This window comes from Nocardia puris, from assembly GCF_036051655.1.
GTDB lineage: Bacteria > Actinomycetota > Actinomycetes > Mycobacteriales > Mycobacteriaceae > Nocardia > Nocardia puris.
Genome location: NZ_CP107943.1, coordinates 4,522,138 through 4,548,210, shown reverse-complemented (window position 1 = coordinate 4,548,210; position 26,073 = coordinate 4,522,138). Strand labels below are relative to the sequence as shown.

General features: G+C 70.8%; 25 protein-coding genes. 4 read left to right on the top strand and 21 right to left on the bottom strand.

Going from position 1 to position 26,073, the window contains the following annotated elements; genetic code table 11:
• Positions 1–130: 130 nt before the first annotated feature.
• The gene (locus OHB21_RS20970) at positions 131–1,099 is read right to left on the bottom strand and encodes a hypothetical protein (protein ID WP_195125759.1); all 969 of its coding nucleotides are present in this window, start codon (positions 1,097–1,099) and stop codon (positions 131–133) included.
• A 102-nt stretch (positions 1,100–1,201) separates the two neighbouring features.
• Between OHB21_RS20970 and OHB21_RS20965 the strand changes: the two genes are divergently transcribed.
• Positions 1,202–1,816 (top strand): TetR/AcrR family transcriptional regulator, encoded by a 615-nt coding sequence (locus OHB21_RS20965; RefSeq protein WP_067511941.1) that lies wholly within the window; start codon positions 1,202–1,204, stop codon positions 1,814–1,816.
• Positions 1,817–1,915: 99 nt separating this feature from the next.
• Here the strand turns inward: OHB21_RS20965 and OHB21_RS20960 are convergent, their stop codons facing one another.
• The 6 genes from OHB21_RS20960 to OHB21_RS20935 form a co-directional block, all read right to left on the bottom strand.
• Positions 1,916–3,295: an ATP-binding protein gene (locus OHB21_RS20960; RefSeq protein WP_084537976.1), complete on the bottom strand. Its 1,380-nt coding sequence runs from the start codon at positions 3,293–3,295 to the stop codon at positions 1,916–1,918.
• Positions 3,296–3,515: 220 nt separating this feature from the next.
• Positions 3,516–3,926 (bottom strand): YbjN domain-containing protein, encoded by a 411-nt coding sequence (locus OHB21_RS20955; RefSeq protein WP_067512030.1) that lies wholly within the window; start codon positions 3,924–3,926, stop codon positions 3,516–3,518.
• Positions 3,927–3,940: 14 nt separating this feature from the next.
• Positions 3,941–4,759, bottom strand: coding sequence for an isoprenyl transferase (locus OHB21_RS20950; RefSeq protein ID WP_067511943.1), 819 nt, complete (start codon positions 4,757–4,759; stop codon positions 3,941–3,943).
• A gap of 49 nt (positions 4,760–4,808) precedes the next feature.
• Positions 4,809–5,564 (bottom strand): DNA repair protein RecO, encoded by a 756-nt coding sequence (recO, locus tag OHB21_RS20945; protein ID WP_067511945.1) that lies wholly within the window; start codon positions 5,562–5,564, stop codon positions 4,809–4,811.
• Between the two features lie 48 nt (positions 5,565–5,612).
• Positions 5,613–6,212, bottom strand: coding sequence for a TetR/AcrR family transcriptional regulator (locus tag OHB21_RS20940; protein WP_067511947.1), 600 nt, complete (start codon positions 6,210–6,212; stop codon positions 5,613–5,615).
• On the bottom strand, positions 6,199–7,065 hold the full coding sequence (locus OHB21_RS20935; RefSeq protein ID WP_067511949.1) for an alpha/beta fold hydrolase: 867 nt from the start codon (positions 7,063–7,065) through the stop codon (positions 6,199–6,201). Before OHB21_RS20935 ends, OHB21_RS20940 begins: the two co-directional genes overlap by 14 nt.
• A 163-nt stretch (positions 7,066–7,228) precedes the next feature.
• Here OHB21_RS20935 and OHB21_RS20930 point away from each other — a divergent pair, with 163 nt between their 5' ends.
• Positions 7,229–8,662, top strand: a complete 1,434-nt coding sequence (locus OHB21_RS20930; protein WP_067511951.1) for an amidase — start codon at positions 7,229–7,231, stop codon at positions 8,660–8,662.
• 6 nt (positions 8,663–8,668) lie between these two features.
• On the opposite strand, the gene OHB21_RS20925 is transcribed toward OHB21_RS20930, so the two are convergent.
• From OHB21_RS20925 to OHB21_RS20900, 6 genes are all read right to left on the bottom strand, one after another.
• On the bottom strand, positions 8,669–11,497 hold the full coding sequence (locus OHB21_RS20925; RefSeq protein WP_195125762.1) for an ABC transporter substrate-binding protein: 2,829 nt from the start codon (positions 11,495–11,497) through the stop codon (positions 8,669–8,671).
• A gap of 104 nt (positions 11,498–11,601) precedes the next feature.
• Positions 11,602–12,516 (bottom strand): GTPase Era, encoded by a 915-nt coding sequence (gene era, locus OHB21_RS20920; RefSeq protein WP_195125763.1) that lies wholly within the window; start codon positions 12,514–12,516, stop codon positions 11,602–11,604.
• Positions 12,509–12,868, bottom strand: coding sequence for a cytidine deaminase (locus OHB21_RS20915; RefSeq protein ID WP_067511957.1), 360 nt, complete (start codon positions 12,866–12,868; stop codon positions 12,509–12,511). The genes era and OHB21_RS20915 overlap by 8 nt, the downstream gene beginning before the upstream one ends.
• Positions 12,861–14,222 (bottom strand): hemolysin family protein, encoded by a 1,362-nt coding sequence (locus OHB21_RS20910; RefSeq protein WP_195125764.1) that lies wholly within the window; start codon positions 14,220–14,222, stop codon positions 12,861–12,863. Before OHB21_RS20910 ends, OHB21_RS20915 begins: the two co-directional genes overlap by 8 nt.
• Positions 14,219–14,773 carry an rRNA maturation RNase YbeY gene (gene ybeY / locus OHB21_RS20905; RefSeq protein ID WP_067512032.1) on the bottom strand — a complete coding sequence of 185 codons (555 nt, stop codon included), beginning with the start codon at positions 14,771–14,773 and terminating at the stop codon, positions 14,219–14,221. The genes OHB21_RS20910 and ybeY overlap by 4 nt, the downstream gene beginning before the upstream one ends.
• A 332-nt stretch (positions 14,774–15,105) precedes the next feature.
• The gene (locus OHB21_RS20900) at positions 15,106–17,250 is read right to left on the bottom strand and encodes a PhoH family protein (protein ID WP_324192043.1); all 2,145 of its coding nucleotides are present in this window, start codon (positions 17,248–17,250) and stop codon (positions 15,106–15,108) included.
• Positions 17,251–17,433: 183 nt separating this feature from the next.
• Here OHB21_RS20900 and OHB21_RS20895 point away from each other — a divergent pair, with 183 nt between their 5' ends.
• Positions 17,434–17,616, top strand: coding sequence for a hypothetical protein (locus tag OHB21_RS20895; protein ID WP_067511960.1), 183 nt, complete (start codon positions 17,434–17,436; stop codon positions 17,614–17,616).
• An 8-nt stretch (positions 17,617–17,624) separates the two neighbouring features.
• Here OHB21_RS20895 and OHB21_RS20890 read toward each other — a convergent pair whose 3' ends face one another.
• The 3 genes from OHB21_RS20890 to hrcA all read right to left on the bottom strand — a co-directional run bounded on the left by OHB21_RS20890 (position 17,625) and on the right by hrcA (position 20,719).
• Positions 17,625–18,365 carry a 16S rRNA (uracil(1498)-N(3))-methyltransferase gene (locus OHB21_RS20890; RefSeq protein WP_195125766.1) on the bottom strand — a complete coding sequence of 247 codons (741 nt, stop codon included), beginning with the start codon at positions 18,363–18,365 and terminating at the stop codon, positions 17,625–17,627.
• A 4-nt stretch (positions 18,366–18,369) separates the two neighbouring features.
• On the bottom strand, positions 18,370–19,524 hold the full coding sequence (gene dnaJ, locus OHB21_RS20885; protein WP_067511964.1) for a molecular chaperone DnaJ: 1,155 nt from the start codon (positions 19,522–19,524) through the stop codon (positions 18,370–18,372).
• 163 nt (positions 19,525–19,687) lie between these two features.
• The gene (gene hrcA, locus OHB21_RS20880; RefSeq protein ID WP_067511966.1) at positions 19,688–20,719 is read right to left on the bottom strand and encodes a heat-inducible transcriptional repressor HrcA; all 1,032 of its coding nucleotides are present in this window, start codon (positions 20,717–20,719) and stop codon (positions 19,688–19,690) included.
• 254 nt (positions 20,720–20,973) lie between these two features.
• Here hrcA and OHB21_RS20875 point away from each other — a divergent pair, with 254 nt between their 5' ends.
• Positions 20,974–21,729, top strand: coding sequence for an SDR family oxidoreductase (locus tag OHB21_RS20875; protein WP_067511968.1), 756 nt, complete (start codon positions 20,974–20,976; stop codon positions 21,727–21,729).
• A gap of 12 nt (positions 21,730–21,741) precedes the next feature.
• On the opposite strand, the gene OHB21_RS20870 is transcribed toward OHB21_RS20875, so the two are convergent.
• The 5 genes from OHB21_RS20870 to OHB21_RS20850 all read right to left on the bottom strand — a co-directional run bounded on the left by OHB21_RS20870 (position 21,742) and on the right by OHB21_RS20850 (position 25,767).
• The gene (locus OHB21_RS20870) at positions 21,742–21,954 is read right to left on the bottom strand and encodes a hypothetical protein (RefSeq protein WP_067511971.1); all 213 of its coding nucleotides are present in this window, start codon (positions 21,952–21,954) and stop codon (positions 21,742–21,744) included.
• A gap of 271 nt (positions 21,955–22,225) precedes the next feature.
• Complete coding sequence (gene hemW, locus OHB21_RS20865) at positions 22,226–23,422, bottom strand: radical SAM family heme chaperone HemW (RefSeq protein WP_407674994.1); 1,197 nt, start codon at positions 23,420–23,422, stop codon at positions 22,226–22,228.
• 53 nt (positions 23,423–23,475) lie between these two features.
• Entirely contained in the window at positions 23,476–23,877 is a 402-nt protein-coding gene (locus OHB21_RS20860) for an SgcJ/EcaC family oxidoreductase (RefSeq protein WP_195125767.1), read from the bottom strand.
• A 34-nt stretch (positions 23,878–23,911) separates the two neighbouring features.
• Positions 23,912–25,174 (bottom strand): cytochrome P450, encoded by a 1,263-nt coding sequence (locus OHB21_RS20855; protein WP_195125768.1) that lies wholly within the window; start codon positions 25,172–25,174, stop codon positions 23,912–23,914.
• Positions 25,171–25,767, bottom strand: a complete 597-nt coding sequence (locus tag OHB21_RS20850; RefSeq protein WP_328435652.1) for a TetR/AcrR family transcriptional regulator — start codon at positions 25,765–25,767, stop codon at positions 25,171–25,173. Before OHB21_RS20850 ends, OHB21_RS20855 begins: the two co-directional genes overlap by 4 nt.
• Between the last annotated feature and the right edge of the window lie 306 nt (positions 25,768–26,073).

Genomic DNA, 26,073 nt, shown 5'->3' with positions numbered 1-26,073 from the left:
GGGCCCGCCGTGTGAGTGGCGCCCACGGTGTGAGCAGAGCCACCGTGTGCGTAGAGCCGATCGCGTGAGCGGAGCCGACCGTGGGCGTGGAGTTCGCCGCGTGCGTAGCTCGCCGCCGGCCGATCAGCACTCAGCTCGCGGGCACCGGCTCCGTAGGCGTGGCCGCGTCGGTACCACGACTACGCAGCGCGCCCACACCGAGCAGCACCACCGCGGCGCCCGCCCAGACCAGCAGTACCACAAGGGGTTTCGCCGCACCCGCACCGTCGAAGAAGGCGACCGAGCGGAGCAGTGAGGCGCCCGCGCCGGGCGGGAGCAACTGCCCGAGCGCACCCCACGGCTGCGGCAGGAGTTCGGGTGCCGAGGTGGCACCGGAGAACGGGTTGCCGACGAACAGCAGCGTCAGCGCGGCGAGGCCGATCCCCGGGTTGCCGATCACCGCAGCCAGACCCGTGACGGTGCCCGCCACCGCGAACGACGCCAGCCCGGCGACCGACGCCACCGCGAGATAGCCGCCCGGAATCACCGACAACCAGCCCTGCATCACCACCGTGCTCAGCAACCCGCCTGCCACGCCGAATGTCACCAAACCGGCAGCGCGACCACCGATTCCGGGCACCGCGAGGGTCAGCAGCACACCCGCCGCCAGGCCCGACATGACCAGCGGCAGCACGAGCGCGCCGAACGCCGCGCCGCGCGGATCGTCCGGGTCGGCGGGCACCACGTCCTCGACCGGTGCGGCGGGCGCTCCCGACAGCTGTTGCGCCATCGCGGTCAACTGCTGGGCGACCGCCGGACTCGCCGCCGAGGCGATCAGCACCCGGGGCGCTCCCCCGCCGGTGACGATCGCGCCGTAGACCTCGCGGTCGGTGATCGCGGCGCGGGCGGCCGCCTCGTCGGACACGGTGGTGATCTCGAACCCGTCCGGCTGGGACTGGGCTAGCCGGTCGGCGACCATCGCCGCCTGCGGGCCGGCCACCGCGACGGGGAGGTCGCGCGGGGCCATATTGGCCGCGGGCCAGGCGAACGCGATCAGCATCAGCGCCTGGAGCAGGGCCGCGCCGAGGCCGACGGCGAGCCCTCGTTGCACGGTGTTCATGACATCTCCCGAAATCGAATGTTCGTTCTTTTTAGGTGGATCCACGGTCGCACCGGCGCCGGATGTTTGTCAAGAACGAGCATTCGTTTTATTTTGGGTTCCATGCCCCGAGTCAGCGAGGAACACCTGGAGCGCCGCCGTCAGCAGATCCTGGACGCGGCGCTGCGCTGCTTTCGCCGCAAGGGGTTCCACGAGACGTCCATGCAGGACGTGTTCGCCGAGTCGGGGTTGTCCGCGGGCGCGGTGTACCGCTACTTCAAGAGCAAGGACGAGCTGATCGGCGCATTGGCGATCAGCGCCGTCGGGGAATTGCGCGGCGTGATGGCCGAGGCCGTCCACGCCGATACCCTGCTGACGCCGGGCGAACTGGTGCAGCGCGTGGCCACCGAGGTGGTGGCCCGCTCGGGACCGGACGGCTTGGTGCCGCTCATCCCCCAGGCGTGGGCGCTGGCGGTGGTGAAACCCGACGCGGCCGAGTACGTGCGGGTCGCGGTGCACGGCCTGCGCGGCCTGTGGCACGAGTACGTCGTCCGGATGCGCGACGAAGGGTGGCTGGCGCCCGACACCGACACCGACGCTGTCGCCAAGGTCATCATCGGCGTCATGGCGGGTTTCATCCTCCAGCACCTGCTGGTCGGCGACGTCGACCCGCAGTCCTTCGCCCGCGGCGCCGACCAGCTGATCCCGGTGCGCCGCTCCCCCGCGCCGAACGACTGAAGCCGGCTCCCCGGCCGAGGGTGGTCCCCACCGCCTGCGACAACGTCCGGCCTCGACCACCCACGAGACCGCCACGTCAGGGCGCGGGACCCGACGCCGTCACCGCATCGGCACGCCCACATCCCGCCCACCTTCCGGCGTGAGCCGCCTGCCCACCTTCGCCAGCGTGGGCGCGGGCACGAAACCGCCCGCGAACAGCGCCTCGCCCTGCCGGAACCACGGCGATCGGTCCAGCAGCGCGGCGGGCGCGTAGCCGAAGTAGGTGCCCAGTTCCGCCAGGTCCTGCGGGGAGGTCATCTTCATCAGGGCCAGGTTGTCGCACTGGGAGAGGATGCCGGGGTGCACCTTCGAGGGCCGCTGCGTGGACAGCAGCAGCCACAGCCCGAACTTGCGGCCCTCCGCCGCGATCTGCACCAGGCGTTCGCGCACCGCCACCGCGATCGGCGAATCCAGGTGCGGCGACGCCAGATTGTGCGCCTCGTCGATGACCAGCAACACCGGGCGGCGCTCCTCCCGCTTCGCCCACAGATCGTCGAGCAGGGCCAGCGCGACCACCAATTGCTGTTCGGGAGTGGCGAATCCGCCGAGATCGAGGACCGTGGCGTCGGGCCGCTCGCCGACGATCCTGGTGGCGTCGGTGTACTCCCGCGCCCACACCTCCCAGTCCAGGATGCCCAGATTCTCGATCCGCAGGGCGAGCCTGCGCCAGGACGGCTCCCCCGATTCGTGCAGGCGCGGCAGCACCTGATCCAGTTCGCCGGCCGAGAGCATGTCGCCCAGGTGCAACAGGACGTTGAACTCCTCGCGGTCGGCGACCGGGTCCAGCCGCAGCACCGCCGCCTTCGCGGGCAGCGGCAGATCGGTGAACCGCGCGCGCAGCGGCAGTTCCGTCGCGTGCGGGCGCAGCACCCGCACGTCGCGGGCGGCCAGCGCGGTCGCGGTGGGGCCGGCGGCGTCGGGATTCAGCTCGCCGAGGCGCACGAAATCGGAGTTCGGATCGAAGATCACCACCGGCAGCGCGGTGTGCGCGATGACCTGTTCGAGCACGACGCCCAGCGCGTAGGTCTTGCCGGAGCCGCTCTGCCCGCACCAGAAGGTGTGCCGGTTGAAGCGGGTGGGCAGCATCCGCGCCGGGCCGCCCGGCGCGGACAGGTTCACCCCGACCTCGAGCCGGGCGCCCGTGGTCTCGTGCAGGTCGCTGATCGTGGCTTCGTCGGCGGGTTCGAGCAGGCCCACCTCGAAGGCGTGACTCGCCTTCGTGTCGATGCCCGACCCGGTCAGCTCGCCGATCAACCGGCCGCGCAGCCGGATCGGCGCGGTGTCGGTGCGCTCCTCGACGAGGGCGAGCTGGCGCCTGCCGTCGGCGGCCACCACGGCCAGCGAACCGGCGGCGAGCGGTGATCCCGCCGCGTCGGTCACGGTGAACGAACGGCCGTCGGCGGAGCGGACGACCGGGGACGCGGACGGTGCGGCTGCCATTCACCGATGGTGCCACCGGTGCGCGGTCCGCCGTGCGAGGTCGGCGAGAACGCGCTGATTCACGGGCAGCAACTGTTCGGCGACCCGTACGCACCCGGCCGGCGCGGATCAGGCGGCGGTCTCGTTCCCGCCCGGCCGCACCCGCCCGGTCCCCCGCGCAGCTCGGATCAGCCAGCGGCCTCGCTCGCGCCGCGCAGGCCGCTTCCCCCGCCCGTGCGTATCAGGGCAGCAGACCCTCGCGCGCCCGCGAGGCGCCGGAGAGGACGAGCAGCAGCATGGTGGACAGCGCCTGATCGTCCAGGCCGGCGGCCGGGAAGGTGTAGCGGTGGATTACGTCGGCGAGCTTGCCGCGCGTGATCACGGTGAGCGAGCCGAACTGGAGATTGCTGTTGCGCTCGGCGACGCGCTTGTGCAGCTGCGGTTTGAGCGGGCGGTCCCAGGCCAGCACGCAGGTCACCGACAGCACGTCGAGGCCGGGCGCCAGGGTGACCGCGCGCAGCGAGCACAGCAGGCCCTCGTAGGAGAAGCCGATCGAGCCGTCGTCGTCGACGCGCACGTCCACGTCGTAGAGCGACAGGCACGCGCCGGCGCGGGCCTGTAGTTCGATCTCCGGTGACACCGTCGCGTCCATCTCCGCCTCGCCGTTCACTTGGTGCCGCCGAAGCGGCGATCACGACGAGCGTACTCGAGGCAGGCTTCCCACAGGTTACGCCGGTCGAAATCGGGGAAAAGTGTTGCCTGGTAAACGAATTCGGCGTAGGCCGACTGCCAGAGCAGGAAGTTGGAGCTGCGGAACTCCCCGGAGGGGCGCAGGAACAGATCCACGTCGGGCATGTCCGGCTCGTCCAGATAGCGCGCGACGGTGGCCTCGTCCACCTTCTCCGGATCGATCTCACCCGCCGCCACCCGGCGCGCGATTTCCCGTGCGGCGTCGGCGATCTCGGCGCGACCGCCGTAGTTCACGCACATGGTCAGCGTAAGCACGCTGTTGTCCTTCGTGAGCTCCTCGGCGACCTCGAGCTCGCGAATCACGCTGCGCCACAGGCGCGGCCGCCGCCCGGCCCAGCGCACCCGCACGCCCATCTCGTGCATCTCGTCGCGACGGCGGCGGATCACGTCGCGGTTGAAGCCCATGAGGAAGCGCACCTCGTCGGGGCTGCGCCGCCAGTTCTCGGTGGAGAAGGCGTAGGCCGAGAGCCACTGCACGCCGATCTCGATACAGCCCTCGACGGTGTCCATGAGCACCGCCTCGCCGCGTTCGTGCCCCGCCGTGCGCGGCAGCCCGCGCTCCTGGGCCCAGCGCCCGTTGCCGTCCATCACCAGCGCGACGTGCCGGGGCACCAGCTCCGGCGGCAGCTCCGGCGGGCGCGCCCCCGACGGGTGCGGTGACGGCGGCCGGACGGTGCGTCCCGCGTTCGGCGCGGGCGCGGGGGCGGAGTCTCGACGGAGGATCACGGGCTCCATCCTGCCTGATCGCGCACGAGGCCCGGGACGACCTCCGCCGATTGCCGCCTCAGCCCACGCGCCCCGCGGCCGAGGGCGTGCGCTCGATCAGCGGCAACGTGCGCAACTGGCGTTCCAGATGCCATTGCAGATGGGCGGCCACCAGGCCGCTGGCCTGCCTGCGCGCCGAATCGGGGACGCCCACGATGTACTCCCACTCCCCCTTCAGCAGGGCGACGAGCAGGTCGAGCACCCCGGGTCCGGGAGTGGCCGCGCCGGGCGGACGGCAGTGCACGCACACCGCCCCGCCCGCCGCGACGTGGAAGGCCCGGTGTGGACCGGGGGTGGCGCACTTGGCGCATTCGTCCAGCGCGGGCGCCCAACCCGCGAATCCCATGGCGCGCAACAGGTACGCGTCGAGGATCAGTTCGTGCGGACGCTGTTTGGCGGCGAGGGCGCGCAGGGCGCTCGCGGTGAGCGCGTGCAGTTTCGGGGCGGGGGCGCGCTCCTCGCCCGCCAGGCGCTCGGCGGTCTCGAGGATCGCGCAGCCGGTGGTGTAGCGGCCGTAGTCGTCGATGATGTCGGCGGCGAACGCCTCGACGGTGTGTACCTGGGTGACCACGTCCAGCGTCCGGCCCGGATGCAGTTGCACGTCGATGTAGGAGAACGGTTCCAGCCGTGCGCCGAAGCGGGATTTGGTGCGCCGCACCCCCTTGGCCACCGCGCGGACCAGGCCGTGCTGACGCGTCAGCAGCGTGACGATGCGGTCCGCCTCGCCCAGCTTGTGCTGGCGCACCACGACCGCCTCATCCCGATACAAACGCACGCTCCCATCCTCGCACGCGCCGGTGACAGCGCGAGCCAGGCACGGCGGTCAGGTGCGCAGCAACCCGGCCGTGAGCAGCAGCAGCGACTGCTGCGCCCGCGCGCGGGCGGCCTCCTTGTCCTCGGCGTGCGCGACGATCAGCCCCGCCTCGGTGACCGCGCTCAGCAACAGTCGCGCCACCATGTCGACCGGGGCGTCCACGATCGCGCCCGCCGCGCGGGCCTGTTCGAGTCCGGCGACGATCAGTCCGAGCCCGTGCCTGGCCTCGAACGCGCGCCACTGTTCCCAGCCGAGCACGGCGGGCGCATCGTAGAGGGCGATGCGGATCATCTCCGGGCGCTCACAGATCTCCAGGAAGACGCCGAGCCCGACGGCCATGGCGGCGACCACGTCGTCGGACCCGGCGGCGGCGATCGCGCGCCCGATCTCCTCGGTGTTCTCCACTTCCAATTGCTCCAATACGGCCAGGAAGAGACCGCGCTTGTCGCCGTAGTGGTGGTGCAGCGCGCCGCGCGTGACGCCGGCCTCGGCCACCAACTGCTCGGCGGAGGTGGCCGCGAAGCCGCGCTCGGCGAACAGGTGACGGCCCGCCCGCTCAAGCGCGGCCCTCGTGGCCCGCGATCGATCCTCCTGGCTACGGCGTGGCATGCAGCCGAGTGAACTCCAGAATGCGGTGGGTAAGCAACTCGGGACGGTCCTCCGGCACCAGGGTGTAGGAATCGTCGATCCAGGTGAGCGTGGCGCCGGGCAGTTCGCGCGCCAGCCGCTCGGCGTCGGAGGCGGGGAAGAGCTTGTCCTCGCGCGCCCAGGCGAGCAGCACCGGCACGCGGACCGAGCCGAAACGCGACGCGGCGTCGAGGGTGTAGCGGCGGTGCATCGTTTTCAGGAAGCGCCGCAGATCTTTTCGGATCGCGCCCGAGCGGCGGCTCGGCAGCAGGTAGGAGTCGGCGATCTCGGCGGGCATGGGGCGCTTGGTCACCCAGCCGAAGGCGATCGGCAACCGGTGCAGGGCACGCACGCGCAGCAGTTCGGTCACCGGGCGCATGCTGCCCGGAAGGCGGGCCAGCAGCGGTAGCGTGCCGAAGACGCGCGGCGGGAAGTTCTCGTAACTGTCGACCGAGGCGAGCACCACCCGGCCGATGCGCTCGGGACGCCGGGTCAGCAACACCTGGGTGATCGCTCCGCCGGTGTCGTTGGCGACCACGGTGACGTCGGTCAGGTCGAGGCGGTCGAGGAAGTCGGCGATGAGATCGGCGACGCCGGTGGGCGTGAGGTCGGCGCCGGGGACCGGGATCGAATGCGCGCCGAGCGGCCAGTCCGCCGCCAGGCAGCGGTGCCCCGCCGCCGCGACGGCCGGTACCACCGCGCGCCACAGATCGGCGTTGACGAGCAGTCCGTGAACGAAGACGACGGGCGAACCCGAGCCGATGTCGTGATAGCGGATGCGGCCGGCGGGCAGGTCGATCTCGTGGGCGGGGCCGAGGGCCTGACTGGTTCCCATGATTCCTCCAATGGTTCATCGGGACCGGTCCACTTTTACATACATGCCGTATGTATGTCTATACCGCGCCAGTGATGCGCTTTCGCCCGCCCCCGCGATAACCGATATGGACGATCGACCAATTGAGCGCTACGGTGCAGGTGAACCAGGAGAGGGAGATCACATGACGGCGTCGGACCGCGCGACCCCCGCCACCGTCGCGCCGGAGCACCGCGGACTCGGCGAGCTGGCGGACGCGCTCGCGACGGGCGCCGTCACGTCGGTCGACGCCGTGACGGCCGCGCTGGACCGGATCGACGCGAGTCAGCCCACGCTCAACGCGTTCCGCCTGGTCCGCCGCGAGCGGGCGCTCGCCGAAGCCGCCGAGGCCGACCGCAGACTCGCGGCGGGCGAGCGACTGCCGCTGCTCGGCGTGCCGATCGCGGTGAAGGACGACACCGACATCGCCGGGGAGCCCACGGCGTTCGGCTGCGGGGGCGACTTCCCGCCGAAAACCGAAGACGCCGAACCGGTCCGGCGCTTGCGCGCGGCCGGCGCGGTGATCGTCGGCAAGACCAACACCTGCGAGTACGGGCAGCTGCCGTTCACCAGCGGCGCGGCCTTCGGCCACACCCGCAACCCGTGGCACCGCGAGCACACGCCCGGCGGCTCCTCGGGCGGTTCCTCGGCGGCGGTGGCGGCCGGACTGGTCCCCGCCGCCCTGGGTTCCGACGGCGCGGGCTCGGTGCGCATCCCGGCCGCGTGGACCAACCTGGTCGGCATCAAACCGCAGCGCGGGCGCATCTCCACCTGGCCGGAAGCCGAAGCGTTCCACGGGCTCACGGTGAACGGCCCGCTGGCGCGCACCGTCGCCGACGCCGCGCTGCTGCTCGATGCGGCGGCAGGCCCGCACGCGGGCGACCGCCACACGCCCGCGCCGATCCGCGCGAGCGAGGCGGTCGGGCATGATCCCGGACGCTTGAACATCGCCCTGTCGCTGCGCATTCCATTCACCGCGACGAAGACCGCGCTGGATCCGGAGGTGGCGGCGGGCGTGCGCCGGATCGCGGCGACGCTGCGCAGGCTCGGCCATTCGGTCACGGTCGCCGACCTGCACTACGGACTGCTGATCGGCGCGACATTCCTGCCGCGCTCGATGGCGGGCATCCGGTCCGTGCACGACAGCATGCCCGGCTCCCGGGTGGATCCGCGCACCCTCGCCAACGTGCGTCTCGGGCGCGTGCTCGGCGGGCCCGCGCTGTTCGCGGCGCGCCGGGCGGAAGCGTTGCTGCACAAGCGGATCGGCGGCTTCTTCGCCGACTACGACGTGGTGCTCGCGCCCACCACGGCCACTCCCCCGCCCCGCGCCGAGGAGATCGACGGCATCGGCGTCACCGACACCAACAACCTCATCACCGCCGCCTGCCCGTACACCTGGCCGTGGAACGTGCTCGGCTGGCCCAGCGTGAACGTACCGGCCGGTTTCACCGACGCGGGCCTGCCGATCGGCGCCCAGCTGATGGGCCCCGCCGACGCCGACGCGCAGCTCATCTCGGTGGCGGCACAGCTGGAATCCGAATTGCATTGGGAGCGTGCGCGGCCCGAACCCTGGTGGTGAGCCGGCTCATTCCGTGGCCGAAATCCATTCCTCCAGTGTGCTGCTCGTGCCCGCCGGGCACCCGTCGCCGTCGGCGGGCCGCGGTGACATCACCAGGCACTGCTGCGGCCCCGGCTGTCCGACGCCCTGCGTGATCAGGATCGCCAGCGACGACCCGTCGGCCACCCGGCTGGACGAGAAGCCGAGCGTGCCGCCGACGCCCTCGTAGTCGTCCTCGCGCAACTGCATCGCGACGGCGGTGCGGTTCGGCGAATCGCCGCCGATGCGCACCGCGCGCAGGAACAGGCCCACCACGTCGTAGGCCAGACCGGTGCGGTCGCCCGGCCAGGACGGCTGATAGTCCGCCATGTCCGGGTACTCCCGCAGGTCCGCGATGAGCGCGGCCAGCCCCGCGCACAGCTGCTGGTAGTCGAACGCCACCGGCTCGTCGCCGAGTGTGCCGTTGCCGCGCACGCATTCCGCGCCGCCCAGCATCACCGGGGCGGCCTTGGCCACGTAGCGCACCGGCAGCGTGGACGGCAGCGCGGCCATCGCCTTCTGATCGGTGATCAGGCGGGTCACGGTGTCGTTGCCCAGGATGGCGGGCGATTCGCCGGTGAGGCAGCCGCGCGTCACCGACCGCGCGAACGTCGCGAAATCGTCGTTGCGGCCCGCGAAGAACAGCAGCGTGCCGCGATCGAAATCGGCCGTCTCGCACGGCGCCGGAAAGCGGTTCAGCTCTTGCTGTTCGGTCCAGGTGAGCGTCTCGTACCCGATGTCGCGAGCGTGTAGTTCCTCGCGCAGATCATCGACCAGCGTGTTGACGTAGATGTCGTCGGGCGCTTCCGGCTGATAGATGGCGACCTGCGTGTAGCGCGGTTGGCCGGCGCGCGGCGCACCCTCCGGATAGCGCGCTCCCCGAACGTAATCCGCGATCAACCGGGCCTGCGTCCGATTGCTCGGCGCGGCTTGGAAGTACAGCGGCGAGGACCGCTCCAGCCCGTCGGCCGAGAGCGTGGTCGCCACCACCGGCACACCCAGCTCACCCAATCTGCCGATGGCGCGCCGGGTTTCGGCGTTGCTGCGGTCCATGCCGATCACGCCGAGGATGGTGGGATCGTCGCGCAGCAGTCCCTGCAACTGCCGGTCCACCACGAAGGTCGCGTGCCGCATGTCAGAGCCGCCGTTGGCGATCACGATCCGCAGCAGCGGTTCGGACTCGTCGGAGGCGGCCAGCGCGCGCCGCTGCTGCACCGCGATCCCGGCCAGCTCCTCCACCTGCGCGTGCGGATACCGCGTGTTGGTGTCGACGTAGCTCAGGCCCGAGAAGAACACCAGCGTGATCAGGGGCCTGCGCGGATTGTCGCGCCGCGCGTCGGCGGCGGCGACGTTGAGCCGGAACACTTCCCGCTGCACCGCCGACAGCGAGGGGTCGTCGGTGAAGATGTGGTCGGCGTTGTCGCTGTAACCGACGCATTCGCCGTCGCGCTCCTGCACCACGATCCCCGACGTCCACGGCCAGTTCGAACAGGGCGCGCCGCGCAGCGGCGGGATGTACACCAGCGCCAGCGCCGCCGCCAGCAGCACCGGGATCAGCACGCACAGCGCCACGAACGAGCGGCGCGCGGCGAGCGGCGGCGCGGGCGGCACCGCGAGATGCGCGTACTCCGGATCGCGGACCTCCCGGTCCGGCGGGTCGGGCAACTCCGCGCGCAGCGGCAGGAACCAGGCGTCCGAGAGCCGGTTCGTGCGCATGTTCTCGATATTGCGCAGCCACCGCTGCACGGGATCGGGCTGGCGCTCGGAATACGGCCGGTCGACCAGGCTTTCGAGCGTGTCGAGGGAGTGCAGGTCCCCCACCCGCGACAGATCGCGCACCGGGGGACGCGCCGGTTCCCGTTCCAGACAGGCGATCACTACCAGCGGATCGTCGTGGCCGGTCTCGTTGCGGATGTCGTTGATCCGGCGCAGCAACCGCATCCCGTCGCCCGCTTCCTCCACCACGCCGAGCAGCGCCACGGGGTAGGCGGTGCGCCGCCAGCCCGAGGGCCGCCACAGCCGTTTGCGGTAGGCGTCGCGCAGATCCTCCAAGAAGGCGTGCACGAGCAGCTTGGCGACCTGGTCCTCGTTCTCGTCGCTGCGCCGGGTGGCGGTGAGCCTGGTCGCGAAACCCAGGAAGCTGTCGGACAATTCGGGCGCCATGTAGCGCTGGTGCATGAACCAGTGCGTCACCTTGGACATGCCCGGGATACGACCGCTGATCCACAGCCACAACCGCAGCACCGGCCACAGCGCCAGCACACCGAACACCAGCCGCGAGATCGCGTCGCCGCTCACCCCCTCGGCGGTGTCGGATCGGTCGGTGAACGAGCCGCTGCGCAGCAGGCGCGGCAATCGGGACCGCAGTTCGACCGCGGCCTCGGTCTCGTCGTTCGTAACCCGTTGGCGCGTCAGCCAATCCGCCGTGCGGTAGCGCGGGAACTTGATCGGCCCCATATTCGTGTCGTCGGTGGAGAAGCCCTCCACCAGTCGCTGCACGATCGGCAGGCAGTGGCCGCGCAGTTCCTCACCGGCGGCGTTCGGATCGGGTGCGAGCGCGTCGGGCGGCAGGTCGGGGGCGTTCAGATCCACCCGGGCGCGCGGTGTGGCCCGCCGCCCGCCGGATTCGCCGAGCCAGCGGTACAGCTCCACCAGCAGGCCGTTGTGCGCGCCGGGACCGGTCAGCTCGACGATCGGGCGCGGGACCGGCCGCCTGCGGCGCAACATCGTGCGCAGCACACGGGGTTTGGCATCGGGCACGCCGAGCGCGCGCAGCAGCTCGAGGAGCTTGCCGACGTCGTTCGTGGTTTCGGACACTGACGGCCTCCCCCGTGCGATCCGTGGCTGTTGCGGGGACTGTACCCGGCCCATCCACCCGGGACACCTTGTTCACCAAGTTGTTTCGCAACCGGTGAACGGCATCAGAAGCCGAGTTTGCCCAGCTGTTTGGGATCGCGCTGCCAGTCCTTGGCCACCTTCACGTGCAGGTGGAGATAGATCCGCACGCCGAGGATGTGCTCGATCTGCTTGCGCGCGTTGGTGCCGACCTCCTTGAGGCGCGCACCGCCCTTGCCGATGACGATCGCCTTCTGACTCGGCCGCTCCACGTACAGCAACGCGTGCACGTCGAGCATGTCCGGGTTCTCCTCGCGCTCGAGCACCTCCTCGATGACCACGGCCAGCGAATGCGGCAGCTCGTCACGCACACCCTCCAGCGCGGCCTCGCGGATGAGCTCGGCCATGAGAGTTTCCTCCGGCTCGTCGGTCAGCTCACCGTCGGGGTAGAAGGCGGGGCCCGCCGGCATCTTCGAGGCGATCACGTCGACGAGGACCTCGACCTGTTCGCCCTTCACCGCCGACACCGGCACCACGTCGGTCTCGGGCCCGAGCAGCTCCGACACCGCCAGCAACTGCGCGGCGACCTGGTCGCGGCTCACCTTGTCGATCTTGGTGACCACGCCGAGCAGGGTGGTCTTGGGCGCCATCTGCTTGACCTGGGAGACGATCCAGCGGTCGCCGGGGCCGATCTTCTCGTCGGCGGGAATGCACAGCGCGATCACGTCCACCTCGGAGTAGGTGTCGCGCACGAGATCGTTGAGCCGCTGGCCGAGCAGGGTGCGCGGGCGGTGCAGGCCCGGGGTGTCCACCAGGATCAGCTGGGCGTGGTCGCGGTGCACGATGCCGCGGATGGTGTGGCGCGTGGTCTGCGGCCGCGAGGACGTGATCGCGATCTTGGCGCCCACCAGCGCGTTGGTCAGCGTCGACTTGCCGGTGTTGGGCCTGCCGACGAAACAGACGAATCCGGAACGGAATTCGGTGCCCGGCGCGTCAGCCACCCTGCACCTCGACGGCCGCGTCGTCGACGATGTCGAACACGGACTCGCCCGCCCGGTCGGTGAACACGATCCGCGCCGAGGGCGACACCTCGCGCACCGCGGCCACACCGGCATCGGAGAACCGGCCGGCCACCACGACCGCCGCCTCGAACCCCTCCGCGCCGCTGGACAGTGCGGCGGCCACGGCGGCCTGCAACGCGGTCAGGCGCAGCGCCTGCAACTCGACCTCCCCCGCCGCGTAGGTGCGCCCGTCGGTGTCGCGCACCGCCGCGCCGCCCGCGCCACCGGTGCGGCCCATCGCGCCCCGCGCCAGGGTGAGCAGCTTGGTGTCCTCGGCATCCAGTTCAGTCATCGGTGTCTCCGTCCTCGTTCCCATTGCGTGTGCGCTTGCCGCCGACCGATTCTCCGTCGCCCGGCGCCGCCGCGTCCGCTTTCGCGGATTTCTCGGACTTGTCCGGCGCCTTGCGCACCAGCACCGTGTTGACCCGCATCCGGCCGCGCTGATCGGGGCCGCCCTCGCCGCGCAGCACCAGCCCGTGCGCGACCACTTTCGACCCGGGCAGCGGCACCCGGCCCAGCCCGTGCGCGAGCAAGCCGCCCACGGTGTCGACGTCTTCGTCCTCGATGTCCAGGCCGTACAGTTCGCCGAGATCCTCCACCGACAGCCGCGCCGACACCCGGAACCGGCCGTCGCCGAGATCCTCCACCGGCGGGGTCTCGTCGGTGTCGTATTCGTCGGCGATCTCACCGACGATCTCCTCGAGCACGTCCTCGATGGTGACCAGGCCCGCGATGCCGCCGTACTCGTCCACCAGCAGCGCCATGTGGTTGCGCCGGCGCTGCATCTCGTCCAGCAGATCGTCCAGCGGCTTGGAGTCGGGCATGAACACCGCCGGGCGCATCACCTGGCGCACCAGCACCTTGCGGCTGCGATCCGCGTACGACACAAGGTCTTTCAGGTACACCACGCCGAGGATGTCGTCGACTTTCTCCCCGACCACCGGGATGCGGGAGTGGCCGCTGCGCACCGCGAGCGAGAGCGCCTGGGCGGCGGTCTTGTCGGCCTCGATCCACACCATCTCGGTGCGCGGCACCATGACCGCGCGCGCCGGGGTGTCGCCGAGTTCGAAGACCGACTGGATCATGCGGCGTTCGTCGTCGGCCACCACGCCGCGCTCGCCGGCCATCTCGACCACCTCGCGCAACTCGATCTCCGAGGCGAACGGACCGTTGCGGAAGCCCTTACCGGGGGTGATCGCGTTGCCGATGAGGATCAGCAGGCGGCTGACCGGGCCCAGCAGCGCGCCGATGAACTGCAACGGCAGGGCCGAGGCCAGCGCCAGCGAGTAGGCGTGCTGGCGGCCCAGGGTGCGGGGTCCGACACCGATCACGACGTAGTCGACCAGCACCATGATCGCCGCCGTGGCGACCAGCGCCCAATTGTCGTCCCAGACCGCCATCAGCGCCGCCGCGAGCAGCACCGTCGCGCCGATCTCGCACAGCACGCGCAACAGCACCATCAGGTTCACGTAGCGGGCGCGGTCGGCCACGATCCGGCTCAACCGGGCCGCGCCGGGCCGTTCGGCGCGCGCCATATCGGCGACCCGCGCCGGGGACACGGTGTTGAGCGCGGCGTCGACGCCCGCGAACAGGCCACCCGCCGGGACCAGCAACACCGCCAGCAGGATGAGGGTCGCCGGACTCACGCGGGGCCCAGCGCGTCACCGGGGCCGGTGAAGCCCGCCTTGCCGAGCAGGCGCGCGTCGCGTGCGGCCAGTTCGGCCCGCCGCCGCGCCTCGCGCAGGCTCTCGTACCACTCCTCCAGCAACCGCGCCTGCAGCGCGAACATTTCCTTCTCCTCCTCCGGCTCGGCGTGGTCGTAGCCGAGCAGGTGCAGTACGCCGTGCACGGTGAGCAGGGCCAGTTCGTGTTCCAGGGAGTGGCCCGCCTTGCGCGCCTGCGCGCCCGCGAACTCCGGGCACAGCACGATGTCGCCGAGCATCGAGGGGCCGGGCTCCGGGCTGTCCGGGCGCCCGCCGGGCTCGAGTTCGTCCATCGGGAACGACATCACGTCGGTCGGGCCGGGCAGATCCATCCACCGCATGTGCAGATCGGCCATGGTGTCGAGATCCACCAGCACCATCGACAGCTCGGCGGCGGGGTGCACGTCCATCCGGGCGATCACGAACCGCGCGACACTGACCAGATCCTCCTCGGGTACGTCGATGCCCGACTCATTGGCGATCTCGATGCTCACCTGATCAGGGTATTCGGTGCCCCCCATCACGTCCCGACCGGCTCGCGGTCACGAGTCACCCTCGATGTTCCGTGCACGGCCGACACGGTTGGTGAGCCGGGGCGCCTCCGGAAACGGCCAGCGCGAGTGCGCACCGACCGGCGCGCCGGGAACGTCGCTCCATCCGACCGGGAATCACCCGCGATTCGACTCCGGTCAGGACGGTCGCCCGGCACACGGGATCATCCGCGGCGGGGTGCCGCCGCGCGCACAAGTCGACCCGCTACATGGCCGAATGCCGCGCGCACCGCGTCCGCGCTACACCCCGCGACCTGAGTCAGGCCCAGCCACTCTCAGCGGCGGGCCGAGCGCCCAGCGGCGCGGCGCTGGGCACGGTTGCCCGGCATGTGCGGACCGACCGGACGGGTGTCGGCCTCGAAGCGGTCGTAGGCGTCGACGATGTCGGAGACCAGGCGGTGCCGGACCACATCGCTGCTGGTGAGCTCGGCGAAGTGGATGTCCTCGATATCGGTGAGGATCTCCGTGGCCGCCCGCAGACCCGACCGCGCCCCGCTGGGCAGATCGACCTGCGTGACGTCACCGGTCACCACGATCTTCGACCCGAACCCGAGCCGCGTCAGGAACATCTTCATCTGCTCGGCCGTGGTGTTCTGCGCCTCGTCCAAGATGATGAAGGAGTCGTTGAGCGTGTTGTGCGTCAGCAGGAAGTCCTCGGTGACGTACAGCGAGTCGGCGGCCGCGACCCGGATGCACACGGCTTCCTCGGTACCGGCCGATTCGATGCGGTCGATGAACCGCATCGGGCGGCCACCACCGTGCTCGGCGTACTTCGCGGCTTTGCGCTCCAGCCGGAACGGCTCGATACCCTCGGGCAGCCGGATGTCGAGAATGTGTGCGTCCGAACGATGTTCGACCGCCCGGCCCTTCGCCAGGCCGGGTGAGCGGCCTTCGGCAAGGCGGGTGCGGCTGTGGGCGATACCACCGAGCGACTGCACCAGGAAGATCACGTTGTCGCGCAGTTCCTCCGAAACCGTCGTGAACTGGATCCCGCAGGCGCGCCCGTGCTGCGTGACCGGCCCACCGTCGGCGTCGAGCAGACCTTGCAAGACACCCAGCCGGACCTCGTGATCGTTGTACAGGTACTCACGCGGCACGAACTTGGTCGCCGAGCGGGCGCCTGCCAGACCCAACTGCCGCGCTATCGCGGTCACCGGGTTGGCGGTCGTGAACACGTCACTGGGGGCGGTCACTCGATTCAGGACGTCATCCACGCCCGACTCGTGCCGAACCACGATCCCGGGAATCGACCGCTCGAGCACCCGCGCGAGCTCGGGATCGTTCGTCGCGAAGGTGGGCGTCGTCGAGCCGGTGAGGCACCCGTCGCCGAGCAACAGGCCGAGCGCGTACGGGTCCATCGGCACCGCGACCGACGGGAACCGAACAGGCGAACTGAGCAGTGGCAATTCGTACCGGTGGTAGTGCGCCGCGCGCAGAGTGCCGATCATTTCCTTGGTCTGGAGCACCCGTGGGGGCTTCCCGCGGCGGCGATCGTCGCGCGTGTAGACCGACCAGAGGTGGTCGCCGGATGCCAAGGTCGATGCGCCGTCCTGCGTGTGGACGCGGTAGATCTCCTTGAACCCCTGCGGATAGACGCCGAGCACCTCGGTAGCGCTACCGTCGGACCCGATGACGAAGTCACCGACCTCGATCTCACCGATCGGCCGGAAACCGGCCGGCGTCAGCACCTTGGTGTGCAGCGGCTGCGCGCGGCCCCGCATGTACGCCAGGGGCGCTACCTCGATGACGCCGGCGGCCATGAGTTTGGGGATGGCCTCGGGGTCCATCATGTCGTGCAGGGCGTCGTAGAGCGGGCGCAGGTAGGGGTCGATCTTCTCGTTCAGCGTGCCGGGGAGGAACCCGAGGCGTTCGCCGGCCTCGACCGCCGGGCGGGTGAGGATGATGCGGTTGACCTGCTTGGACTGCAGCGCCTGCACGGCCTTCGCCATGCCCAGGTACGTCTTGCCGGTGCCCGCGGGGCCGATGCCGAACACGATGGTGTTGGCGTCGATGGCGTCGACGTAGCGCTTCTGGTTCAGGGTCTTGGGCCGGATGGTCTTGCCGCGCCGGGACAGGATGTCCAGGCTCAGCACCTCGGCCGGGGACTCGCTCGACCCCTCGGTCAGCATCGACACCGTGTGCCGCACCGCCTCGGGGCTGACCACCCGGTTGCGGCCGGTCAGGGCGATGAGCTGCTCGATCACCCGCTCGGCCAGCGCCACGTCGGCCGCCTTGCCGGTGAGGGTGACGGAGTTGCCGCGCACGTGGATGTCCGCGTCGAGGAGGCCCTCGAGCTCACGCAGGTTCTCGTCGGCCGAACCGAGGAAGGGGAACACGGATTCCGGAGCGAGTTCGATGCTGGAGCGTACGGTGCGTGCCGCGGGCACCGAACCGTTGTCGCGGGCGGCGGTACCCGCCACGGGGTTGGTCGGGTCTCCGATCTCGCCTTGTGTTCGCAAAAGTTGTGCAGCCTGCTTCCGGTCTCGACAGCCAAAAGGAATGACCAAAGTCTAACCCGCACCACCGACACCGGACAGTGAATAACCGGCCACCGATCGGTCGCCGTCGGGCCTCGTCGGCGCGCATCGGGCACACTGTGACCCGTGAGTGAGCCGGAACCGACCTCGAACGACGACGGCGCCGCCCTGAGTACCGGGGTGGCCCTCGGTCTCTGCTTCGGACTCGCCTTCGGGCAGCTGATCCTCGACGACCTCGCGCTCGGCCTGTCCCTCGGCCTGGTCTTCGGCGTCGCCTACGGCGTGCTCGCCGGGCGTAAGAATCGCTGACGCGGCCGCTACCAGCGCGCGGTCAACGCCCCTAGCGCGCCGAGCGCCACCGCCGCCGCGGTCGACGTACGCAACACGGTCGGACCGAGCAGCACGGCGCTGGCACCGGCGTCCGCGAGCGCGGCGAGTTCGTCGTCGGCCAATCCGCCTTCGGGACCGACGATCAGCACCACCTCGGGTGCCTCGCGCAGCGGCAGTTCCGTGAAACGTCCTGCGCCGGACTCGTGTAGCGCCGCGACCACCGCGCCCCGCGCCACCTCGTCGCGCACCAGATCGAGCAGATCGCGCGTGCGGTGCAGGTCGGTGACCTCGGGGATGTAGGCCCGACGGGACTGCCGCGCGGCCGAGCGCGCCGCCGACCGCCATTTCTCGACGCCCTTGGCCGCCTTGGCTTCCCAGTTCGCGACGCAGCGCGCGGCCTGCCACGGGACGATCCGGTCGGCGCCCGCCTCGGTCATGAGTTCCACGGCCAGCTCCGAGCGCTCCGATTTGGGCAGCGCCTGCACCACCGTGACGCGCGGCGGAACCGGTTGCGCCACAACCTTTTCCAGCACCGTCAACTCGAGCCGATCGCGTTGGGCGGCAACGACTTCCGAGGCGGCGAGCACACCGCGCCCGTCGGACAGCGTGATCGGCTCGCCCACCCGGATGCGCCGCACGGTGGCGGCGTGGCGGCCCTCGGGGCCGTCGAGCACCGCGCGGCCGCCCGGCTCGGGAATGTCGTCGAGGTAGAAGACCGTGGCGGCCAACGGATCAGCGCCCGCTGAACGAGGCGCGCAGCCGGGCGAACAGTCCGCTGTTGTGCTCGGACTGCGCCGACATCACCTCGGCGCGGTCGCGGTCGCGCATGCCTTTGTACTTGCGCAGCAGATCGGTCTGCTTACCGTCCAGCTTGGTGGGGATGACGATGTCGAGGTGCGCCAGCAGATCACCGCGCGCGCCCGAGCGCAGCCGCGGCATGCCGTGCCCGCGCAGCACCGAGACCTCGCCCGGCTGGGTGCCCGCGGGGATGGACAGCTCGACGGGGCCGTCGAGGATGGTGTCGATGACGACGGTGGTGCCCAGCGCGGCGTCCACCATCGGCACCCGCACCGTGCAGTGCAGGTCGTCGCCGTCGCGGACGAACACGTCGTGCGGCTGCTCCACGATCTCGACGTACAGGTCACCGGCGTGACCGCCGCCGGGCCCGACCTCACCCTGCGCGGCGAGCCGCACGCGCATCCCGTTGGCCACACCGGCCGGGATCGGCGCGGCGATCTCGCGGCGGGCGCGCACCCGTCCGTCGCCGCCGCACTTGTGGCAGGGGTCGGGGATGGTCTCGCCCGCGCCGCGGCAGGTGGGGCAGGGCCGCGAGGTGAGCACCTGGCCGAGGAAGGACCGCTGCACCGACTGGACCTCGCCCGCGCCCCCGCAGGTTTCGCAGCGCACCGGCTTGGAGTTGCCGTTGGTGCCCGCGCCGTGACAGGAATCGCACAGGATGGCGGTGTCGACGGTCAGGTGCTTGGTGACGCCGACCGCGCACTCGGCCAGGCTCAGGCGGGTGCGCAGCAGCGAGTCCGCACCCGGCTGCACGCGCCCGCGCGGTTTGCGCTGGCCGCCGCCCGCGCCGCTCATCCCGCCGAAGAACGCCTCGAACACGTCGCCGAGACCGCCGAAGCCCGCGCCGGAGAACCCCGCGCCGCCCCCGCCGGATTCCAGCGGATCGCCGCCCATGTCCACGATGCGGCGCTTCTCCGGATCCGAGAGCACCTCGTAGGCCGCTGACACTTCCTTGAACTTGGCCTGCGCGGCCTCGTCGGGGTTGACGTCGGGGTGGAGTTCGCGCGCGAGCTTGCGGTAGGCGCGCTTGATCTCCTGGTCCGTCGCGTTCTTCGCGACGCCGAGCAGTCCGTAGTAGTCCCGTGCCACTTGAGTTCTCTAGTCCTTGGTCGCTGTCCACCCGCCGGCCGGGTGGCCGGGGAGGTCGCTCGTCGTCATGGTTCCCACCGGTGCCGGCCACAACATTAGCCGGACACACTCAACTTTAACCGGCGGGAGGTTCGAGGGTAGCAGCGGCGACCTCGCGGCCCGCTCAGCGCTCGGCGAGCACCTCGCCGATGTAGCGCGCCACGGCGGCCACCGACGCGATCGTCCCCGGGTAGTCCATGCGGGTCGGGCCGAGCACGCCCATCCCGCCGAGGACCGCCCCCTCGGTGCCGTACCCCGTGGACACCACCGAGGTGCCGCGCATCTGCTCGACCTGGGTCTCCTCGCCGATCCGGACGGTGACGGTGCCCGGCTGCTGCGCGGCGGCGATCAGCTTCAGCACGATCACCTGCTCCTCGAGCGCCTCGAGCACCTGGCGCAGCGAACCGGGCAGGCCGAAATCGCCCGCGTTGCGGGTGAGATTCGCGGTGCCGCCCAGCACCAGCCGCTCCTCGGGATGCTCGACCAGGGTCTCCACCAGCACCGTCGACACCCGGATCAGCACATCGCGCAGCCGCTGCGGTGCGGTCTCGGGCAGGGCGGCGACCGCGGCGGAGGCGGTGGCCAGGCGCTTGCCGTCCATCGCGCCGCCGAGCATGGCGCGCAGCGCCGCCAGATCCTCGTCGTCGATGACCGCGCCGAGTTCCACCAGGCGCTGGTCGACGCGGCCGGTGTCGGTGATCACCACCAGCAGCAGGCGGGCCGGGTTCAGCGCGACGACCTCGATGTGACGCACCGTCGACGCCGACACCGTGGGGTACTGCACCACCGCGACCTGCCGGGTGAGCTGGGCCAGCAACCGCACGCCGCGGCGCAGCACGTCGTCGAGGTCGACGCCGGATTCGAGGAAGTCCATGATCGCGCGGCGCTCGGCGGGCGAGAGGGGCTTGACCTCGGAGATGCGGTCGACGAACTGCCGGTACCCCTTGTCGGTGGGGATGCGCCCGGAGCTGGTGTGCGGCTGGGTGATGTAGCCCTCGGCCTCGAGCACGGCCATGTCGTTGCGGACCGTGGCGCTGGACACACCCAGGTTGTGCCGCTCCACCAGGGTCTTCGAGCCGATCGGCTCCTTGGTCGATACGTAGTCCGCCACAATCGCGCGCAGGACCTCGAAGCGCCGATCCTCGGTGCTCGACATCGGCCCAACCTCCTCGCTGCCTCCCTGCGCCGCGGGCTCGCCGGCGCAGCCCGGGCGTGCGTCACCACCGTTCCCGGTGGACTGAGTATCCAGTTTAATTGTCTCTCCGCCAATCGACCGTGCGCGACCGTCCGTGTCCGCGCCGATCGATCCCACTGCGCCGCAGGCGATTGCGCCGTGACGCACGTCACTGTCACACCTCGCGATGCCGCGTCGTCCCTTCAGCGAAGTCCCGAGCGGAAGAGGAGAACGACATGCGGGTAGCGGTGATCGGCGCGAGCGGACGGATCGGACGCGAAGTGGGCGCCGTCCTGAAGGACAAGGGCCACGAGGTCGTGGAGATCACGCGGGCCGGTGGCGTGGACGTCTACACCGGCGAGGGGCTCGCGGCCGCGCTGACCGGGGTGGATGTGGTGGTGGACGCGGCGAACACACCGGTGGTCGACACGGCGGCGGTGACGGATTTCTTCGCGACCGTCGCCCGCACCGTGCAGCGGACCGCGTCGGCGGCGGGCGTGCGGCGGATCGCGGTGGTGTCGATCATCGGCATCGACGTGTTCAGCGAGGGGCACTACGCGGGCAAGCTGGCCCACGAACGCGCCTACGCCGAAGGGCCGGTGCCGGTGCGCGTCCTGCGGGCGGCCCAGTTCCACGAGTTCACCGAGATGATGCTCGGCTGGACCACCGACGGTGACACCGCGTTCGTGCCGGAGTTCCGCGCCCAGCTGGTCGCGGCCCGCACGGCCGCCGAGCACTTGGCCGAGCTGGCCGTGGCCGACGACGCGCCCGACCGGGTCGACCTCGCGGGACCGCACGCAGTGAATCTCGCCGAAGCGGCGGCGAAGGTGGCGGCCAGGCGCGGGCACCCGGCCCGGGTGGAGCAGGTGTTCAACGCCGACGATCCGAACCAGCGGCCGCAGGCCGAGGGCGCGCTGCTCCCCGGTCCGGACGCGATCCTGGACGGGCCCACGCTGGACGAGTGGTTGGACGAGCACTACCCGGTGCGGTGAGCGCGGGCCGGGTCAGCGCGGCGGGATGACGATCTGCCTGCCGGCCAGGGCGTCGAGCCCCAGCATCGCGAGCAGGGATTCGCAGTCCGCGGCATTCTGCGAGTGGCCGGCCACCGTGCGGGCCGCCATCGCGTTGACCCGCTCGACCTCCGCCTTCTCGGCCGCTTTCGCCTCGGCGAATTCATTCTGATCATGGACGAGCCGGACGCGCCGTGCGGTTGACATAAGTCTCCTCGTGGTTGAAAGGGAGCCTACGCCAGAGGGGTGAGTCAGGTCACGCCGCCCCGCCGAGGGTGAGCGAAGTGGCCGGTCGGAGGTGGTTTCGGAGGGCGCTGGCGAACGAGCTGTCGCCGGATTACGTGTCCGGGACGCTGCCGAGGACAAGGGGTGTCCTGTGTCGAAGGTTCACGCGCCGGTCTCGGAGCGTCGGGTGACGTGGTCAGGAGTGGTCGCGCCGAGTCGGTCGCGGTTCCGGGGATCCCAGTCGGGACCGCGGTCAGAGCAGCAGGTCGCGGACGATGCCGTCGGCCAGGAGGCGGCCGCGGTCGGTGAGGATCAGGTGGGTGGGGGTGCGGGTGGCGAGGCCGTCGGCGACGGCGCGGTCGACGGCCGGACTCGCCGAGGGGTCGAGGTCGGCCAGCGGCAGCCCGGAGCGCAGGCGCAACGTCAGCATGACGCGCTCGGTGTACTGCTCCTCGGGCGTCAGGGTCTCCCAGCCCGCGGCGGGCAGTCCGCCGCGGGCGACGCGCTCGGCGTAGCGGGCAGGGTGCTTGACGTTCCACCACCGCACGCCGCCCACGTGGCTGTGCGCGCCGGGGCCCGCGCCGAGCCAGTCACCACCGTCCCAGTAGCCCAGATTGTGCCGGCAGCGCGCGGAATCATTTGCGGCCCAATTGGATACCTCGTACCAACGGAGCCCGGCCGCGCCCAATCGCGCGTCGATGCGTTCGTAGCGGGCGGCGAGCACGTCCTCGTCGGGGGCGGGCAGTTCGCCGCGGCGCACCTTGCGGGCCAGGGCGGTGCCGTCCTCCACGATCAGCGAATAGGCCGACACATGGTCCACGCCTGCGGCCAGCACCGCGTCGAGGCTGGCGTCCAGATCGGCGTCCGTCTCGCCGGGGGTGCCGTAGATGAGGTCGAGGTTCACGTGGTCGAACCCGGCGGCGCGCGCCTCCCGCGCGGCCGCGACCGCGCGGCCCGGCGTGTGCGTGCGATCCAGGATCGCGAGCACGTGCCGGGCGGCGGACTGCATGCCCAGCGAGACCCGCGTGTAGCCGGCGTCGCGGATGCGCGCGAAGAATTCGGGCGAGGTGGATTCGGGGTTGGACTCGGTCGTCACCTCGGCGTCGGGTGCCAGCGGGAACTCGGCGCGCACCGCGTCGAGCACGGCGGCCAGTCCGTCGCCGCCGAGCAGCGAGGGCGTGCCCCCGCCCACGAACACCGTCGCCACCTCGGGCTGCGCGCCCGGCAGCCGCCCGAACTCCGCCGCCGCGACGCCGAGTTCGCCCCGCAACGCCGCCAACCACGACTCGGGCGAGGCCGAGGTGCCCAGCTCACCCGCTGTGTACGTGTTGAAATCGCAATAGCCGCAACGGGTCGCGCAGAACGGCACGTGCACGTACACACCGAACGCCCCACCCCCGAAGCCCCGGAGCACGGGTCCTTGGTCGACGGCAGGCGCGGAGCTACTCACCGAACCATTGTGCCGCCCGCCCGACCTCCGCTCCCACCGGGACCCGCCCGCGCCTACACCACTACCGGCGTGTTCTGGCCGACGGTGAGCAGCCACCGCCCGTCCTCGCGGGTCATCACGTACAGTGGCGTCCCCTCGCCGTCCACCGCGCCGTCGAGGGTGATGTATCGCTGCCGCACCTTCACCGCCGCCACATCCGGGCGGATGAACTGGACATGTTCGACCTCGTAGGTCGCGTGCCCGTGCGTGTTGGCCCCCGGCAGCACCTCCTCGGTGAACTCCCGGATCGCCGCCCGCCCGTACAACCGCTTCCCGTGCCCGGTGGTCCACAGCGCGTCCTCGTGGAACAGCGCCAGGAAGTCGTCCACCGACTCCGCCCGCTGGGCCCGATCGACGGCCGCGACCACGGCGTGAACGGCGGCGATATCAACTTCGGTACCGGTCTCAGTGCTCATGACGACAACCCTCCGACCTGAACAACACTCGAGGTCAAGCGAAGTGACCCATCCCGCTCCCTCCGGCGTGCGACGCCGACTGGATGGTCACCGGCAACGTGCGAAGTCCGCGGAGCACCGGACTGGCGATGCGGCCGGGCGCACCGGCAGGCCGCACCCCCGGCATCCGCCGGAACAGAGCTTCCAGCGCGGCGCGACTCTCCAGCCGGGCGAGGGCACTGCCGAGGCAGAAGTGGATGCCGGTGCCGAAGCCGAGGTGATCGGAGCGCTCCCGGTCGATCCGGAACACGTCGGGGTCGTCGTGATGGGCGGGGTCCCGGTTGGCCGACCCGATCAGCGGCAGCACACGCGCACCGGCGGGAATGGTCACCGCGCCGAAGGTGACGTCGGTGGTCGTGACGCGCAACAGTCCTTGGCCGGGGCTGTCGAACCGCAGCGTCTCCTCGACGACGGCCCCCGCGAGCTCCGGTTCGTCCCGCAGGCGGTGCCATAAGTCCGGGTGGTCGAACAGTGCGAGAACGGCGTTGGCGATCAGGTTGGTCGTGGTCTCGTTGCCCGCGACCAGCAACAGGACGCAGAAGCTGACCAGTTCGGCGACGGTGAGCGCGTTCTCCTTCTCGCCGGTCACCAGCAGGCTGACCAGGTCGTCGCCCGGCGCTCGGCGGCGCCGCCGGACGATCCTGGCGAAGTACCAGGAGATCGCCAGCGCGCTCGACACCAACCGGACCGGGCTTGCGCCGGTCAGCAAACCGTCGACCAGGTTGTCCGACCATCGTTTGAAGTCGGCGTGACGCTCGGCGGGAATGCCCATCATCTCGGCGATCACGACGGTCGGCAGCGGCGACGCGAGATCGCCGACGAGGTCCACCGGCGCACCTTCCCCGCGGGCGGCCAGTTCGTCGACGATCCGGTCCGCGATCTCGCGGATGCGCGGTTCCCACGCGGCGATCACGCGGGGCGTGAAGGCCCTGCTGACCTTGCGCCGCAGCATCGTGTGCTCGGGTGGGTCGCTGGTGAGCAGGACACGCGGCACCGGTCCGTGCGCCAGGAGCGCGGCGAGCAGGCGGGGCACCCGGATGGACGGGTTGAACGGATTCGCGGTGAGTCCGGAGTTCATGACGTCGGAGCTGAAGCGGTGCGCGTCGCGCACCGCGATCGCGACGTCGTCGTGACGACTCAGGATCCACAGATCGGCGGCCGGCGAGTAATGGACAGGTGCCTGTTCTCGCAGCCGCGCGTAGTGCGGATAGGGATCGGCGATGATCGCCGGGTCGTCGAGGTCGAACAAGCCGGTCATGGCCTGGCTCCTATCGCGTCGAGCAGGGTGTCCACCCACTGGCGGATGAATCGTTCCTCGTCCATGCCGAACGGCGGGTTGTCGTAGACGTGGCACAGGACCCAGTAGTTCTCGAGCGCGCCGAGCCAGATGCTGGTGATCGCTTCGAAATCGCGGTCGGCGATGTCCCCGCCACTCGCCTTGGCCGCGAGCCACTCGGCCAGGAACCGGTAGGAGCCGTCGAAGAGGCGGTCGCGCGCCTGCGCCATCACCGTAGGGAACTGGTCGAATTCGCGCACCATGACCCGGATCAGGTTGCGCCAGTTGTCCATCAGGAGCAGCGAGCCCCGCGCGACGAGCGTGAGTTCGGCCTCGATATTGCCCAGCGGCAGCATCGGCGCGAGAGCGAACCCGGCCTCGGCGACCTGGGCCGCCCGGTCGATCGCGGCGGCCATGACCGCTTCCTTCGACGCGAAGTGGGTGTAGAGGGCACCCGAGTGCGGCGACAGACCCGCGGCCTTCTCGATCGCGGCGACCGACGTTCCGGCATAGCCCTGATCAGCGAAAAGACGCAGCGCCTCACCGATGATGCGGTCCTTCGTACCGTCGGCCACGGATTTTCCAATCAATCGCTTGGATAAGACAAGCATCCGCTTGTGACCATCGACTCGTCAATGGCCGAAGGTCCTTTACAGCCGAGTCGGGTGCCCGGCGGATCGTTACGCACCCCACACCGGACAGTTCGGGCGAATCACCGGTCGCGACCGTAGGGAGGTCTATGACGCCGGTCACAAATGGGCCCCGTGGTCCAGGGAATTTCCCGGGTTTTCGCGGGGAATACCGGCATCCCGGTCGGAGCGACCTCGCTGACGTGGCAGAATGGCTCGCATGCGCGCATTCGGAGTACGACTGGTGGCACG

Bases quoted from the DNA above. Each gene is read 5' to 3' on its own strand.
- OHB21_RS20970 (WP_195125759.1), bottom strand. From the start codon at position 1,099: ATGAACACCGTGCAACGAGGGCTCGCCGTCGGCCTCGGCGCGGCCCTG.
- OHB21_RS20965 (WP_067511941.1), top strand. From the start codon at position 1,202: ATGCCCCGAGTCAGCGAGGAACACCTGGAGCGCCGCCGTCAGCAGATC.
- OHB21_RS20960 (WP_084537976.1), bottom strand. From the start codon at position 3,295: ATGGCAGCCGCACCGTCCGCGTCCCCGGTCGTCCGCTCCGCCGACGGC.
- OHB21_RS20955 (WP_067512030.1), bottom strand. From the start codon at position 3,926: ATGGACGCGACGGTGTCACCGGAGATCGAACTACAGGCCCGCGCCGGC.
- OHB21_RS20950 (WP_067511943.1), bottom strand. From the start codon at position 4,759: ATGGAGCCCGTGATCCTCCGTCGAGACTCCGCCCCCGCGCCCGCGCCG.
- OHB21_RS20940 (WP_067511947.1), bottom strand. From the start codon at position 6,212: ATGCCACGCCGTAGCCAGGAGGATCGATCGCGGGCCACGAGGGCCGCG.
- OHB21_RS20935 (WP_067511949.1), bottom strand. From the start codon at position 7,065: ATGGGAACCAGTCAGGCCCTCGGCCCCGCCCACGAGATCGACCTGCCC.
- OHB21_RS20930 (WP_067511951.1), top strand. From the start codon at position 7,229: ATGACGGCGTCGGACCGCGCGACCCCCGCCACCGTCGCGCCGGAGCAC.
- OHB21_RS20915 (WP_067511957.1), bottom strand. From the start codon at position 12,868: ATGACTGAACTGGATGCCGAGGACACCAAGCTGCTCACCCTGGCGCGG.
- hrcA (WP_067511966.1), bottom strand. From the start codon at position 20,719: ATGTCGAGCACCGAGGATCGGCGCTTCGAGGTCCTGCGCGCGATTGTG.
- OHB21_RS20875 (WP_067511968.1), top strand. From the start codon at position 20,974: ATGCGGGTAGCGGTGATCGGCGCGAGCGGACGGATCGGACGCGAAGTG.
- OHB21_RS20870 (WP_067511971.1), bottom strand. From the start codon at position 21,954: ATGTCAACCGCACGGCGCGTCCGGCTCGTCCATGATCAGAATGAATTC.
- OHB21_RS20860 (WP_195125767.1), bottom strand. From the start codon at position 23,877: ATGAGCACTGAGACCGGTACCGAAGTTGATATCGCCGCCGTTCACGCC.
- OHB21_RS20855 (WP_195125768.1), bottom strand. From the start codon at position 25,174: ATGACCGGCTTGTTCGACCTCGACGACCCGGCGATCATCGCCGATCCC.